Raw genomic sequence first — 14,496 nt, 5'->3', positions numbered from 1 at the left:
GACCCGGGCACATGCCGGGACAGTTCGGCCGCCGGCCCTCGGGCGGATCAACTGCCGCCGATGCTACCGGCATTGACGGCTCGACAGATGACGGAGGCAGCGGTGCGGGAACGACGATCCGGCAATCGGCCCTCCGGCGCAAGGAAACTCCTGGCGCGGGCCGCGCGAATCGGTGCGCGCCGCCCGGCGCGCGCCGCCGGTGCGCCACCTGCACCGCGCCCGGCCGCGGACGCACTGTCACAGTCCCGTAACCATCGGGCACCGGAGAGTGTTGGGGGAAGCATGGACAATCTGTTCGGCGAACTCCGGCTCCGGCACCTGCGTCTGGCGCCGCGCGGCATCCGGCACCACCGCGCCACCGCCCTGCAGGCGGCCGCCGAGTACACCACCCGGCTGGGCTGGACGGTCGCCGCCGGCACCGCGCCCGGGGCCGGTGTCCCCGGCAGGTGCGACTGCGCCGCCGCGCACTGCGCCGCGCCCGGCCTGCACGGCGGGGCCGGGCCGCGGTCCTCGGCCGGCCTCGCCGGCCCCGAGCTGCGCCGGATGTGGGCCGACGACGCCCCCGTCCTGCTGCCCGCCGGGCTGCACTTCGACGTCCTCGACGTGCCCGCCCAACCCGGCCTGCAGGCCCTCGTCCGGCTGGAGCGGATGGGCACCCAGGTCGGGCCGGTGCTGGCCGCACCGACGGGCCGGCTGCTGTTCTTCGTCGCCCCCGGCACCGCCCGCCGGCTGCCCGACCTGCTGTACCGGACGGGTTGGGACGACGCCTCGCTCGACCTGGTCTGCCACGGCACCGGGGCGTACGTCGCGGCGCCGCCCACCGTGCTCGGCGGGCTCGGCCCGATGCGCTGGCTGCGCCGCCCGACCCGGGAGAGCGCGGCCTGCCCGCCGGAGGCACGACTGCTGCTCGGCACCCTCGCGTACGCCTGCCACCGCGGCCGTGCCCGCAGCACCGAGCCGGCCTGGCTGGCCAGCTGAGACAGCAGGACGGGCCGCCTCCCGCAGGGGAGACGACCCGTTGTCGAGGTCGGGGACGGCCGGTCGCCGGTCAGTCGCCGATCAGCGCGTCCACGAAGGCGGCCGGCTCGAAGGGCGCCAGATCGTCGGCACCCTCGCCGAGACCCACCAGCTTGACCGGCACGCCCAGTTCGCGCTGGACGGCGATGACGATGCCGCCCTTGGCGGTGCCGTCCAGCTTGGTCAGCACGATCCCGGTGATGTCCACGACCTCGGCGAACACCCGGGCCTGGACGAGGCCGTTCTGACCGGTGGTGGCGTCCAGCACCAGCAGCACCTCGTCGACCGGGCCGTGCTTCTCCACGACCCGCTTGACCTTGCCCAGCTCGTCCATCAGACCGGTCTTGGTGTGCAGCCGGCCGGCGGTGTCGACCAGCACGGTGTCGACGCCCTCCGCGATGCCCTCCTTGACCGCGTCGAACGCCACCGAGGCCGGGTCGCCGCCCTCGGGGCCGCGCACGGTGTGCGCGCCGACCCGCTCGCCCCAGGTCTGCAGCTGGTCGGCGGCGGCGGCACGGAAGGTGTCGGCGGCGCCGAGCACCACCCGGCGGCCGTCGGCGACCAGCACCCGGGCCAGCTTGCCGGTGGTGGTGGTCTTGCCGACGCCGTTCACGCCGACCACCAGCACCACGGCCGGGCCGTCGCCGTCCCGGGTGGAGCGCACGGTGCGGTCGCTCTCCGGGCCGATCAGCGCCACGAGCTCCTCGTGGAGCAGCGTGCGGAGCTCCGCCGGGGTGCGGGTCCCGAGCACCTTGACCCGGGTGCGCAGCCGCTCGACCAGCTCCTGGGTGGGTGCCACGCCGACGTCGGCGGTGAGCAGGGTGTCCTCGACCTCCTCCCAGGTGTCCTCGTCGAGACGGTCCCGGGAGAGCAGCGTGAGCAGGCCCTTGCCCAGGGTGTTCTGCGACCGGGAGAGCCGGGAGCGCAGCCGGACGAGCCGGCCCGCGGTCGGTTCGGGGACCTCGACCGCCGGCGGGGCCTCGGCCTCGGCCGGGGCCGGGCCCGCCTCCTCGGCGGTCGGGAGCTGCACCTCCTCGATCGTCTGGTCGGGCGCCTCGACGGGCGGGGCGGACTCCTCGCCGACCTGCGGCTCGCGCGGCGGCGTGATGACGGGTGCCTCGGGCTTGGGAGGCAGCGGCTTGCGTCGTCTGCCGGTGACGACGAGTCCCGCGATCGCGCCGACGGCGACCACGGCGATGACTACGGCAAGGATCACGTATTCCATAACCCCCAGTATCCGCGACGCCCCGGCGCCGCCGGGAGTAGCCGGACGGCGTGGCTCGTGGCGGAGCGCCGTCAGATCGCGGCGGCGGTCGGCGTCCGGGCCGGGCCGCGCCGCTCGCGGTGCTCCTCGCGGAGCCGCTGGCTGATCACCTGGGAGATGCCGTCGCCCTTCATGGTGACGCCGTAGAGGGCGTCGGCGGACTCCATGGTGAGTTTCTGGTGGGTGATGACGATCAGCTGGGAGCTCTCCCGCAGCTCTTCCATGATGGCGATCAGCCGGCGCAGGTTGGTCTCGTCGAGGGCGGCCTCGACCTCGTCCATCACGTAGAACGGGCTGGGTCGCGCCTTGAAGATGGAGACCAGCAGGGCGACGGCGGTCAGCGAGCGCTCGCCGCCGGAGAGCAGCGACAGCCGCTTCACCTTCTTGCCGGGCGGGCGGGCCTCGACCTCGACACCGGTGGTCAGCATCGACTCCGGGTCGGTGAGCACCAGGCGTCCCTCGCCGCCGGGGAAGAGCCGGGCGAACACCCCCTCGAACTGGGCCGCGGTGTCGTGGAAGGCCGCGGTGAACAGCTGCTCCACCCGGGTGTCGACGTCCCGGACGATCTCCATGAGGTCGCGGCGGCTCTTCTTGAGGTCGTCCAGCTGCTCGCCGAGGAAGCGGTGCCGCTCCTCCAGCGCGGAGAACTCCTCCAGCGCCAGCGGGTTGACCTTGCCGAGCTGCTGGTAGGCGCGCTCGGCGGCCTTGAGCCGCTTCTCCTGCTCGGCCCGGTCGTACGGGCGGGGCTCGCCGGGTTCCTGGCCCTCCTCGGGGGTGGGCGGGGGACGGGCCGGTCGGGGCCGTAGCCGTCGAGGAGCTCCTGGCCCTCGATGCCGAACTCCTCCAGCGCGCGGGCCTCCAACTGTTCGATGCGCAGCCGCTTCTCGGCGCGGAGGACCTCGTCGCGGTGGCCGGCGTCGACCAGTCTGTCGAGTTCGGCCTTGAGTTCGCGGCCGTGCTCGCGGGCGGTGCGCAACTCGCCCTCGCGGGCGGCGCGGGCCTGCTCCGCCCCGGTGCGCTCGGTGTCGGCGCGGGCGAGCGAGTCCTCGACGGCGGCGAGCAGTTGGCGTGCCCCGTCGGCGACGGCGGTGGCGACGGCGGCCTCGTGGCGGGCGCGCTCGCGGCGGGCGGCGGCGCGGGCGCGGGCCTCCCGCTCGGCGGCGGCGGCACGGTCGAGCTGGTCGGCGCGGCCGGCCAGCGAGCGGACCCGCTCCTCGTGGGTGCGGACGGCGAGCCGGGCCTCCATCTCGTGCTGGCGGGCGGCGGTGCCGGCGGCGGCCAGCCGGTCGCGTTCGGCGGTGTCGGGTTCGTCGTCGCCGTCGGCGGCGAGTTCCTCGGCGGCTTCCAGCCGGGCGGTGAGCTCCTCGGCGGCGGCGGTGCTCGCGGCGAGGGCCTCCTCGGCGCGTTCGGCCGCGGTGGCGAGCCGCTCGGCCTCGGCGGCGGCGGCCCGGGCCTGGCCGGCGGAGCGGCCGAGCGCGCCGGCGAGCCGGGCGCTCTCCTGCTCGGCGCGGCGCCGGTCGGCGGCCGACTGCTCGACGGCGGCGGCGAGTTCGGCACGGCGTTCGGCGGCGGTGGCGAGCCGGTCGGCCGATTCGGTGCAGTGGGCGTCGAGTTCGTCGATGCGGCGGGCGGCGTCGGCCACCTGGGCCTGGGTCTCCAGCAGGCTGGGGGCGCCGGCCGCGCCGCCCTGCGCGAAGCCGGCCGACAGCAGGTCGCCGTCGGCGGTGACGGCGGTCAACCCCGTTCGGATGGCGATGAGTTGCCGGGCCGCGGCGAGGTCGTCGACGACCACCGTCCCGGCCAGCAGCTGGTCGACGGCGCCGCGCAGCGCGTCCGGGGCGGTGACCAGGTCGGCGGCCCACCGGGCGCCGTCCGGCAGCTCGGGGCGGTCGACGGGGGCTGCAACGGCGGTGCCGGCGAGCAGGAGCGCCGCCCGGCCGGCGTCCTGCTTGCGCAGCAGTCGCAACGCCTCGGCGGCGGTGTCCGCGCCGTCCACGGCGACGGCCTCGGCGGCAGCGCCGAGGGCGGCGGCCACCGCGGTCTCGTACCCGGCCCGGACGGTGAGGAGTCCGGCGGCGGAGCCGAGGACGCCGGCCGGGCCGTCGGCGCCGAGCAGGGCACTGCTGCCGTCCTTGCGGCGCAGGCCCAGCGAGAGGGCCTCGTGGCGGGCGGTGAGGGCGGCGCGTTCGCGTTCGGCGGCGCCGGCGGCGTCCCGGGCGGCGACGACGTCGCGTTCGGCGGCGGCGAGGTCGGCGCGGGCGCTCTCGTACGCGGCGTCCTGCTCGGTGCCGGCGGCCTCGCGGCCGTCGGCGTCGTCCTGGAGGAGCCGGTACTCCTGCTGGGCGGCCTCGGCGCGCAGCAGGGCCTCGTCCCGGGCCTCGGCGAGCCGGCCGGTCTCGGCGCGGGCCCCGGCGGCCCGGGAGCGTGCGGCGGCGGCCTGGCCCTGGAGCCGGGCGAGGCCCTCGCGCCGGTCCGCGATCGCCCGGGCCGCCGTCCGCAGCGCGGCCTCCTCGGCGGTGAGGGCGCGTTCGAGGGCGGTGCGTTCCTCGACGCTCTCGGCGAGGGCGTACCGGGCCTCTTCGAGGGCCTCGGTGAGTGCGGCCTCCTCCGCGCGGACCCGGGCCGCCTCGCGGGCGAGCTCCTCGGGGTCGCGGCCGCGCCGCTCCTCCCCCTGGGCGCCGGCAGCGGCGTGCCGGACCTTTGCCTCGGCGAGGCCGATGGTGCCCCGGGTGCGCTCGGCGAGTGAGGAGAGCCGGTACCAGGTCTGCCGGGCGGCCTCCAGCCGCGGTCCGAGCTGCTCGACCTGGGCCTCCAGGACGGCCTCGCGCTGCACGGCGCGGGCGAGTTCCTGCTCGACGGTGGTGCGGCGCAGGCGCAGGGCCAGCTCGTCGGCGACCTCGGCCTCGACGGCGCGGCGCAGCACGAGGAGGTCGTCGGCGAGCAACCGCAGGCGGGCGTCGCGGAGTTCGGCCTGGATGCCGGCAGCGCGACGGGCGATCCTGGCCTGCCTGCCGAGCGGCCCCAACTGGCGGCGCAGTTCCGCGACGAGGTCCTGGACGCGGTTGAGGTTGCCCTGCATGGCGTCGAGTTTCCGCAGCGCCTTCTCCTTGCGCTTGCGGTGCTTGAGGACGCCGGCGGCCTCCTCGATGAAGGCGCGCCGGCCCATCGGGTCGGCCTGCAGGACGGAGTCGAGCCGGCCCTGGCCGACGATGACGTGCATCTCGCGGCCGATGCCGGAGTCGGAGAGCAGTTCCTGGATGTCGAGCAGGCGGCAGGTGGTGCCGTTGAGCGCGTACTCGCTGCCGCCGTTGCGGAACATCGTCCGCGTGATGGTGACCTCGGCGTAGTCGATGGGCAGTGCACCGTCGGTGTTGTCGATGGTGAGGCTGACCTCGGCGCGGCCGAGCGCGGCGCGGCCGCCCGCGCCGGCGAAGATGACGTCCTCCATCTTGCCGCCGCGCAGCGACTTGGCGCCCTGCTCTCCCATCACCCAGGACAGCGCGTCGACGACGTTCGACTTGCCGGAGCCGTTCGGGCCGACGACGCAGGTGATGCCCGGCTCGAACCGGAGTGTGGTGGCCGACGCGAACGACTTGAATCCGCGCAGCGTCAGGCTCTTCAGATGCACCCGTCCGACCTCCTCGCCAGCGTGCTGCGCTGTGCTGGCGACTGTATCCGGCCAGGTGGCGGACGGGAGGGCAGGAGGCGGTTTGACCGCGCGGCGGCCAGGGCAGCCTCAGCTCGGAAGGGGGCGCGGGGGTTTCGTGGACGACGAAGGGACGTCACATAGGACGTCCCTTGCAGGCTGCGATCCCTGTCGGGAAGCCTCGGTGCACTACAGCGTCGATCGTGCGGATCGGGATCAGGTGAGAGCGGGCTCCCGCTGATCCAGTTCGATGCTGTGGAGCAGCGAGTGCTCGTCAGCGACAGCGGTGAGTGCGTCGTTCTCCGTCTGGAGCCGGTTGAGCTCGGCCTCCAGGTCCTGGACGCGCTGCTGCAGCCGTCGCATCTCGGAGAGCATTCGCGGGTCGGGGCCGCCGACGTACCCGAGAAGCGCCTTTGCCATGATGTATGGTCCTCCACGCTGAGTGACCGAACCGTGTCGCGGTACTGGTCTAGGGGGAAGGGAACGCACTCCTCCGTGCCACCGGACGTGCAGGTTGTGCACTCGGGGAGGGCCGCAGTGAGCTGGGCACACGGCGACTCGACCCTGCCGGGGAAACGCGGGCTTGTGCGCGGGCTTCCAGCGTCTCACCAAAGACGGAACGGGTCAACACGATCACCGCACGCTACCGCGCGCCTCTCACCTGCATGGCGGGACGGTCACACCAGGGGTGGGGCGGGCCACCGGGTCAGGTGGATCACTGCTGGTGCGGAGTCAACCACGAGTCCGTCCGGATGGCAACCGGATGACACCGGCAGTTGCCGGGGGTCTCTCCACTCCCCCGGCAACTGCGGTGTGCTCGGCGGGCACCCCTGCGGGCGCCTAGCGGATCACGAAGTCCGGGTAGCCCTCGCCGGTCGCGCTCCAGATCTCGGTCACCCCGCTGACCTGGCCCGGAGTGTCCGGGCCGCGGAGTGCGACGAGCAGTTGCTCGCACTCCGCGCGGAGCCCTTCGGCGACCACCTGCACCCGGCCGTCGCCGAGGTTGCTGGTGTAGCCGGTGAGCCCGCCGATCTCCAGGGCGCGGGCTCTGGTCCACCACCGGAAGCCGACCTGCTGGACCCGTCCCCGCACCCAGGCGGTGACCCGGACGGGCCGGCTGCTGTCGTGATCGTGCATGTCCCGACCATAGTCGGACACCGATCGCCGGGATCCGAGGGGTTTCACGGCACTTCCACGGCACCTCCCCGAGGTGCCCGGCGATCGTGCGGGGCGTGCGCGGCGGCTGCACGCGCCGGGGTCGGCGGCGGCGATCCGCCGGCCGCACCCGGCCGCGGCGGCGCCCCGCGGTGCGCGCGACCCCGACCCCGGAATCACCCGATCGGATGCCGGACGCCCGCCGCGCCCGGCGCCCCGGCCCGCGCCGCCGGCAGCCCGGACGCCGACGCGGACACCGGCCCGCACGGGCGGCAGGGCCGCCCGGTGTCACCCGGTCGGCCCTGCCGCCCCGGCCCGGCGGGCTCAGAAGCCGCCGAAGTCGCCGCCGCCACCGCCGTCGAAGCCACCGCCCCCGTCGAACCCGCCGAAGTCGCTCTGATCGAAGTCCGCGCCCGAGTAGTCGCCGCCGTCCGGCCCGCCGCCGCCGTCGAAGCCGCCGCCCGCGGCCCAGGCGTCACCGGGCGTGGCCAGCACCGACCCGAGAACGGTGCCGGCCACCAGACCGGGCAGCATCCCGGAGCCGTAGTAGCCGCCCGCCCACGGGCTGTACGCCGGTCCCGCGTCCCAGTACGGCTGACGGCCGTAGGACGTCTCGACCGTCCGGATGTCCGGCTCGGCGCCGTCCGCCAGCCGGGCCGCGTCGGCGGCGCACACCGGCACCGCGCGCGGCGCCCCGCCCACCGGGGCCCACTGCCCGTCGGCCACCGACGGCCCGTGCCGCGGGTCGAAGAAGCACGGCGGCCGCCGCTCGGGCAGCGGCCGCTTCTCGCGGCGCGCGGCCAGCGTCGCCAGCGCGAACCGGCCGTCGGCCAGCGCCTCGGTCACCGGCCGGACGTCGTCCGGTCCGGTGGCCGCCTCCATCGTCGCCTTGGCGTGCTCGTAGGCGTCCAGGGCGTGCGTGTAGTCGGCCCGCTGGGCGTCGTCGGCGTCCGGGGCGCCCGGGCTGAAGTCGAGCCGGTCGAGCTCCTCGCCGAAGGCGGTGATGTCCTCGTCGACGACCGTGCGCAGCTGGGCGAGCTGGGCCTGCCGCTCCTGCTCCTTGCGCTTCTTCGCCCGCCGGAAGAGCAGGAACACGCCGCCGCCGGCGAGGGCCAGCAGGGCGATCGGGACGACGATCGCGGCGGCGCCCAGGCCACCCGAGCCGGAGCCGTCGCCGATGCCGTGGCCCTTGGTCTGACCGGCCGCCTGGCCGACGAAGTCGGTCAGGGTGGCGCCGATGTCGCCCGGGTGGGAGCGGAACGCGGCGCCGGCGATCCGGTCCGGGACACCGGCGGGCAGCGCCTTGCGGTCGGCGAAGGCCTTGAACTGGTCGCCGCGCCAGATCGCGTACACCCCGACGATGCCGACCTCCGTCCGGAGGTCCTGGGCCACCGTGCGGGCGGGGTAGGCATCGGTGGCCGGGACGACCGCGACGAAGATCGGCTTGTCGGCGTCGGCGATCCGCCGGCCCAGCTCGGCCGCCTGGGCGGCCGAGAAGCGGCCGGTCATCGACGGGTCGACGTACACCTGGCCCTTCTTCAGCGCGGCGGCGGCGTCGCCCACGCCGCCGGCCGCGGAGGCGGCCGGGGCGATCAGCAGCAGCCCGATCATCAGCGCCGACAGCACGGCGGCCGCCCGGCGGAACACAGTTCTCATGGCCCCGACGCTACCGGGCCGGGCCGCCCCGATCCCATCCCCGGGTCGGAGCCGCACCCCCGCCGACCGGCCGGAACCTCCACCGCCGGGCCGGACGGCGTCCGGACACCGGGCATAGTGGTGCCTGCTCGACGATCAGCCCCGCCCGCTCCCTCCCGCTCCGATCGGAGACCCCGTGCTCATCGGTCTCGTCACCGCCACCGCGGCCTCGGTCTGCTACGGCACCGGTTCCGTCCTCCAGGCCCTCGGCGCCCGCCGGTCGGCCCGTGAGGAGGCGGCCCGGGCCGGAGCCGCCCCGGCGGGCGGCGCAGGCCCGGACGCGACGACGACGGAGCACGGCGGCCCGAGCCTGGCCTCGACCGCCAAGGCCGTGGTGACCTGGGAGTTCATCCTCGGCACGGTGCTCGACTTCGTGGGCTTCCTGCTGGGTGCGCTGGCGGCCCGGCTGCTGCCGCTGTTCCTGTCGCAGACGATCATCAGTGCCAATCTGGTGATCACCGCGCTGCTCAGCGTCCGGATGCTGGGGCTGCGGCTGAAGCGGCTGGAGTGGACGTCGATCGGGGTGCTCTGCGGCGCGCTGGTGCTGCTCGCGGTGGCGGCCGGCCCGGAGGGGCCGCACCACGCGGCATGGCCGGTGCACTGGTGGCTGCTGATCGGCTCGGTGGTGCTGATCGCCGGCGGCTCGCTGCTGGTGCGGCGGCTGGGGCGGAGCGGCGCGATCGTGGCGGGCCTGCTCTCCGGCCTGGGGTTCGGCGCGCTCGGCATCGGCGTGCGGATCCTGGACGGCCTGGAGCCCTTCGACCTCGGGCAGCTGGTCACCGACCCCGCGCTGTACGCGATCCTGGTGGGCGGCCTGGGCGGGATGTACCTGCACACGGTGGCGCTGCAGCTGGGGTCGGTGAACGCGGCGACGGCGGCGCTGGTGGTCGGCGAGACGGTGGTGCCGGGCGCGGTCGGCGTGATCTGGCTGGGCGACTCGTCCCGGCCGGGCTTCGCCCCGCTGGCGGTGTTCGGCTTCGTCCTGGCCGTGGTGAGCGCGGTGGGCGTGGCGTGGTTCGGCGAGGGCGAGGGGGCGCGCTGGACGCGGTCGAACCCCAGCCGGCCGGCGCCGATCGCTGAGCGGCGGGCGCGCGCGCCCGGTGCCCCGGGGCCGCAGGTCGTCCTACTGCGGGCGCGGGGGCCGCTGGCAGCGCGGGCAGAAGTAGCTGGAGCGGTTCATCCAGGCCGCGCGCCGGATGGGCGTGCCGCACCGGTGGCACGGCTCGCCCTCGCGGCCGTAGGCGTCGAGGTCCCGGGAGAAGTAGCCGCTCTCGCCGTTCACGTTGACGTAGAGGCTGTCGAAGGTGGTGCCGCCGACGGCGAGCGCCGCGCTCATCACCTCGCGGGCGTGCCGGAGCAGCTCGGTGGCGAGCGGCCGGGTCAGGGTGGCCGTCGGCCGGTCGTAGTGCAGCCGGGCCCGCCACAGCGACTCGTCGGCGTAGATGTTGCCGACGCCGCTGATCAGCGTCTGGTCGAGCAGGGCGCGCTTGACGGTGGTGCGCTTGGCCCGCAGGGCGGTGACGAACGCGTCGTCGTCGAAGCGGGCGTCGAGCGGGTCGCGGGCGATGTGGGCGAGCGAGCCGGGGGTGGCCTCCGGGTCACCAGGCTCGGCCGGCTCGACGGCCAGGCCGCCGAACGTCCGCTGGTCGACGAAGCGCAGTTCGCGGCCGCCGTCGGCGAACCGGAACCGGACCCGCAGATGGGTCTCGTCGGGGGTGGCCGGGTCCTGGACGAGCAGCTGCCCGCTCATCCCGAGGTGGCCGACCATGGAGTGCGCGCCGTCGCCGAGCGGTACCCACAGGTACTTGCCGCGCCGATGGGCCTCGCCGAGGACGACCCCGGCGAGCCGGGCGGCGAAGTCGTCGCCGCCGGCCAGGTGCCGGCGGACGGAGCGCGGGTGGAGCACCTGGACGTCCGCCACTGTGCGGCCGGACACCCAGCGGGCCAGTCCGCGCCGGACGACCTCGACCTCGGGCAGCTCGGGCACGGCGGCCGCCTCAGTCCTTGCCGGCGGTACCGGCGGGCAGGCTGTCGGCGTACTTGGCCTTGATCGCCCGCCAGGCGCTCTCGGCGGCCTTCTGCTCGGCCTCCTTCTTCGAGCGGCCGCTGCCGTGCCCGAAGTCCTGGCCGGCCACCCGGGCCGCGGCGTCGAAGGTCTTCTCGTGGTCCGGTCCGGACTCGGCGACGACGTACTCGGGGACACCGATGCCGGCGGCGGCGGTGAGCTCCTGGAGGCTGGTCTTCCAGTCCAGGCCCGCGCCGAGCTGGGACGACTCCGCGATGAGCGGGTCGAAGAGCCGGTGGACGAACTCGGTGGCCGCGTCGAGGCCCTGGTCGAGGTAGACGGCGCCGATCACGGCCTCGACGGTGTCGGCGAGGATCGACGACTTGTCGCGGCCGCCGGTGCCCTCCTCGCCCTTGCCGAGGCGGATGAACGTGCCGAGTTCGAGGCCCCGGCCGACGTCGGCGAGCGCGCGGGAGTTGACCACCGCGGCCCGCAGTTTGGCGAGCGTGCCCTCGGCGACCTCCGGGTGGAGGCGGTAGAGGGTGTCGGTCACCACGAGGCCCAGCACCGAGTCGCCGAGGAACTCCAGGCGCTCGTTGGTGGGCAGCCCGCCGTTCTCGTACGCGTACGAGCGGTGGGTCAGGGCACGCACCAGAAGGGCGCGCTCGAGTACGTACCCGAGGCGCCCTTCCAGGACGTCGTATTCGGTCGAAGCCGGTCCGCCGCCCTTGCCCCCGTTCACGGGGACGGGCTTACGGGAGGAGTTACCGTCCGACATCGATCCGTGCACCCCGCCGATCAGACCGAGAGGACCTGGCGACGGTTGTACGTGCCGCAGCTCGGGCACGCGATGTGGCCCAGCTTCGGCTCGTGGCAGCGGTCGCACGCCACGAGGGCCGGAACGACGGCCTTCCAGTTGGACCGACGGTGGCGCGTGTTGCTGCGCGACATCTTCCGCTTCGGAACAGCCACGGCTACTTCTCCTGGTTCTCGGCGAGACCCTCACGGGTACCGCTGTTCTTGATTCCGTCACCCTCGTCGCCAGGGGCGGCGGAGAGTCCCTGCAGAGCCGCCCACCGGGGGTCGGCGGCGTCGTGGTGGTGGGCCGGGTCGTCGCTCAGGCGTGCGCCGCATTCGGAGCAGAGGCCCAGGCAGTCGTCCTGGCACACCGGCTGCAGCGGCAGTGCGAGCACCACCGCGTCACGCAGCACCGGCTGGAGGTCGAAGAAATCGCCCTCCAGACGGTAGATCTCCTCGTCCGACTCCTCGTCGAGGTCGTCGGCGCCGGTCGTCCGGGCGCGGTGGCGCTCGTCGGACTCCGGGTAGTAGTACAGCTCCTGGAAGTCGACCTCCAGGTCGTCCTCCACCGGCTCCAGGCAGCGCGAGCACTCGCCCTCGACGTGGGCCTCGGCGGTGCCGGTCACCAGCACGCCCTCGACCACCGACTCCAGGCGGAGCTCCAGCGTGATCTCGCTCTTCACCGGGACACCGATGACGTCCGCGATCCCGAGGCCCTCGGGCGCCTGCAGGGTGCGGGAGGCCTTGCGCATCGAGCCGGGACGACGGCCGAGCTCGTGCGTGTCGAACACGAGGGGGTCGCGGTGGTCGAGGCGGTTCAAGGTGTCCTGACTTCCTGAGGCGGCACGCATGCCTGCGTGGCGCGAATTCTTCGATCGGTGTGTGCGGGGCCCGTTCGCGGGCACGCAACGAGGCCGGTGTGAACAGGCCGGAGTGGTCAGACTACCGGAGAGTCCGCCCACGCCCAAACGGGCCCTCGACGGGCCGCACCGGCACGGGCGGCCCCGCACGGGGGCCGCCGGTGCGGGGCGGTCAGCGGCCGCCGAGCTCCCGCAGCCTGCTCATGTCGATCATGCTGGTGTCGAAGAAGCTGGTCTCGTCCAGCCCGGCCTGCTGCTGGTGCGGCAGCTGCACCTGCCCCTGCTGCTGCCCCTGCTGCTGGTAGCCGTACGGGTCGTAGCCCTGCTGCTGGTACCCCTGCTGCTGGTAGGCGTCCGGCTGCACCGGGTTGCCCCAGGCGTCGACCATGCCCTGCTGCTGCTCGCCCTGGTAGGCAGCGGCCGGCTGCTGGTAGCCGTACTGGCCGCCGTACGGGTCGGCCTGGCCCGTGTTCGGGTCGTAGCCGCCGCCGTAGACCTCGGCGTACTGCGGGGCGCCCTGGCCGCCGTACGGGTCGGCGGCCGGATCCTGCCAGCCGGCCGCCGCCGGGGTCTGCTCGGGCCAGCTCTGCTGCTGCGGGACGTCCTCGCGGTACCAGGGCTGCTCCTCGCCCTCGGAGAAGCCGGCCGCGACCGCCTCGGCGCGGTCCTTCAGCTGCTGGGCCTCGTCGGCGGCGGCGAGGTAGGCGCCGAGCTCGTCGATCGGGGCCTTGCCGAGCAGCTTGTCGCGGCCCTTGCCGACCGCCTCCAGGGTGGCGCTGAGCACCATCTCCAGCGTCTCCAGCTTCGCGTCGACGTACTCGTCGGCCTCGGGGCTGGGGCTGATCTGCGGCCGGAACTCCTCGCCGTCGCCCTCGCCCTCCAGCTCCGGCTCGTACACGCCCGCGCCGCGCAGCTTCTGCCGGCCGCGGCCGACCGCGCCGAGCGTCTTGGTGAGCACGACCTCGAAGTTGGCGAGCTTGGAGTCGACGTAGTCGTCGGCCTCGGCGCGCTTGGTCTCCACCTCGGTGCGGGCCTCGGCCAGGATCCGGTCGGCCTCGTTCTGGGCGCGCCGCACGACCTCGGTGTCGGAGATCAGCGAGCCGCGCTCGTCGTGCGCGCCGCGGATGATCTGGTCGGCCTGGGCCTGCGCGTCGGCGACCACCTGCTGGTGGTCGGCGACCACCGACTGGGCGTGGGCCAGCTCGGCGGGCAGGGCTTCGCGGAGCTCGCGGAGCATGCCGACCAGCTCGGCCCGGTTGACCACGCAGGAGGCCGACATCGGCATCGCGCGGGCGCCTTCCACCGACGCGGTGATCTGGTCGAGTTTCTGCTGCACGTCCACGGGCGCCTCAGTCTTTCCGTGTGCCGCCCAGTCCTGGCGGAGGCAGGCCCCGGTGGCTCGGCAGCGCCGCGGGGCAGGACTACAGACTGTACGGCCACCGGGGCCGCGGCTCACAACGTCCCGGGACCCCGGGCGGGCCGCGCCCCGACGGGGAGTGACGATTCGCCAGGAGTGTCCGGTTCTGTCCGGTCGGGCCGGCGTCAGCCCTGCAGCTCGGCGATCCGGGCCACCAGGCGGCCGTGCACCGTCTCGGGCAGCAGGTGGGAGACGTCGCCGCCCAGTGAGGCGACCTCCTTCACCAGGGTGGAGGAGAGGAAGCTGTAGGTCGGCGAGGTCGGCACGAAGAGGGTCTCCACGCCGGTCAGGCCGTGGTTCATCTGGGCCATCTGGAGCTCGTAGTCGAAGTCGCTGACCGCCCGCAGGCCCTTGATGATCGCCGGGATGTCCCGGTCGCGGCAGAAGTCGACCAGCAGGCCGGTGTGCGACTCCACCTTGATGTTGCCGAGCTGGGCGGTGGTCTGCTCGATGAGCTCGATGCGCTCGTCGATGCTGAACATGCCCTTCTTGTTCTTGTTGATCAGCACGGCGACATGGACGACGTCGTAGAGCCTGGAGGCCCGCTCGATGATGTCGAGGTGTCCGTTGGTGATGGGGTCGAAGGACCCAGGACAGACGGCGCGGCGCATGGCGTGTGCTCCCTTGTGGGGTGACCGG

At 74.5% G+C, this 14,496-nt stretch carries 12 protein-coding genes and 1 pseudogene; 1 reads left to right on the top strand and 12 read right to left on the bottom strand.

What is annotated here, in order from left to right:
* Window positions 1-282 precede the first annotated feature (282 nt).
* A complete protein-coding gene (locus ABEB13_RS26770) occupies window positions 283-978 on the top strand; it encodes a bifunctional DNA primase/polymerase (protein WP_345707504.1) in 696 nt (231 codons plus the stop codon).
* Between the two features lie 70 nt (window positions 979-1,048).
* Here ABEB13_RS26770 and ftsY read toward each other — a convergent pair whose 3' ends face one another.
* From ftsY to coaD, 12 genes and pseudogenes are all read right to left on the bottom strand, one after another.
* Window positions 1,049-2,242 carry a signal recognition particle-docking protein FtsY gene (gene ftsY, locus ABEB13_RS26765; protein ID WP_345707503.1) on the bottom strand — a complete coding sequence of 398 codons (1,194 nt, stop codon included), beginning with the start codon at window positions 2,240-2,242 and terminating at the stop codon, window positions 1,049-1,051.
* A gap of 71 nt (window positions 2,243-2,313) precedes the next feature.
* Window positions 2,314-5,909 (bottom strand): annotated as a pseudogene (gene smc / locus ABEB13_RS26760) (chromosome segregation protein SMC).
* A 234-nt stretch (window positions 5,910-6,143) separates the two neighbouring features.
* Window positions 6,144-6,347: a hypothetical protein gene (locus ABEB13_RS26755; RefSeq protein ID WP_100888392.1), complete on the bottom strand. Its 204-nt coding sequence runs from the start codon at window positions 6,345-6,347 to the stop codon at window positions 6,144-6,146.
* Window positions 6,348-6,767: 420 nt separating this feature from the next.
* Window positions 6,768-7,064 carry an acylphosphatase gene (locus ABEB13_RS26750; protein ID WP_100888393.1) on the bottom strand — a complete coding sequence of 99 codons (297 nt, stop codon included), beginning with the start codon at window positions 7,062-7,064 and terminating at the stop codon, window positions 6,768-6,770.
* Between the two features lie 342 nt (window positions 7,065-7,406).
* Window positions 7,407-8,738: a hypothetical protein gene (locus tag ABEB13_RS26745; RefSeq protein ID WP_345707502.1), complete on the bottom strand. Its 1,332-nt coding sequence runs from the start codon at window positions 8,736-8,738 to the stop codon at window positions 7,407-7,409.
* A gap of 216 nt (window positions 8,739-8,954) precedes the next feature.
* Window positions 8,955-9,503 (bottom strand): hypothetical protein, encoded by a 549-nt coding sequence (locus tag ABEB13_RS40765; protein ID WP_425559914.1) that lies wholly within the window; start codon window positions 9,501-9,503, stop codon window positions 8,955-8,957.
* A 397-nt stretch (window positions 9,504-9,900) separates the two neighbouring features.
* The gene (mutM, locus tag ABEB13_RS26735) at window positions 9,901-10,764 is read right to left on the bottom strand and encodes a bifunctional DNA-formamidopyrimidine glycosylase/DNA-(apurinic or apyrimidinic site) lyase (protein WP_345707501.1); all 864 of its coding nucleotides are present in this window, start codon (window positions 10,762-10,764) and stop codon (window positions 9,901-9,903) included.
* A gap of 10 nt (window positions 10,765-10,774) precedes the next feature.
* Window positions 10,775-11,560: a ribonuclease III gene (rnc, locus tag ABEB13_RS26730; RefSeq protein ID WP_100888397.1), complete on the bottom strand. Its 786-nt coding sequence runs from the start codon at window positions 11,558-11,560 to the stop codon at window positions 10,775-10,777.
* 20 nt (window positions 11,561-11,580) lie between these two features.
* Entirely contained in the window at window positions 11,581-11,754 is a 174-nt protein-coding gene (gene rpmF / locus ABEB13_RS26725) for a 50S ribosomal protein L32 (protein ID WP_030056747.1), read from the bottom strand.
* Window positions 11,755-11,756: 2 nt separating this feature from the next.
* Complete coding sequence (locus tag ABEB13_RS26720; protein ID WP_345707500.1) at window positions 11,757-12,431, bottom strand: YceD family protein; 675 nt, start codon at window positions 12,429-12,431, stop codon at window positions 11,757-11,759.
* Window positions 12,432-12,612: 181 nt separating this feature from the next.
* A complete protein-coding gene (locus tag ABEB13_RS26715) occupies window positions 12,613-13,782 on the bottom strand; it encodes a DivIVA domain-containing protein (RefSeq protein ID WP_345707499.1) in 1,170 nt (389 codons plus the stop codon).
* A gap of 200 nt (window positions 13,783-13,982) precedes the next feature.
* Window positions 13,983-14,468 carry a pantetheine-phosphate adenylyltransferase gene (coaD, locus tag ABEB13_RS26710; RefSeq protein WP_345707498.1) on the bottom strand — a complete coding sequence of 162 codons (486 nt, stop codon included), beginning with the start codon at window positions 14,466-14,468 and terminating at the stop codon, window positions 13,983-13,985.
* Between the last annotated feature and the right edge of the window lie 28 nt (window positions 14,469-14,496).

Source organism: Kitasatospora paranensis, assembly GCF_039544005.1.
GTDB classification, from domain to species: domain Bacteria; phylum Actinomycetota; class Actinomycetes; order Streptomycetales; family Streptomycetaceae; genus Kitasatospora; species Kitasatospora paranensis.
Note: the sequence above shows the minus strand (reverse complement) of the source record. Positions and strands in the feature narration are given on the sequence as shown.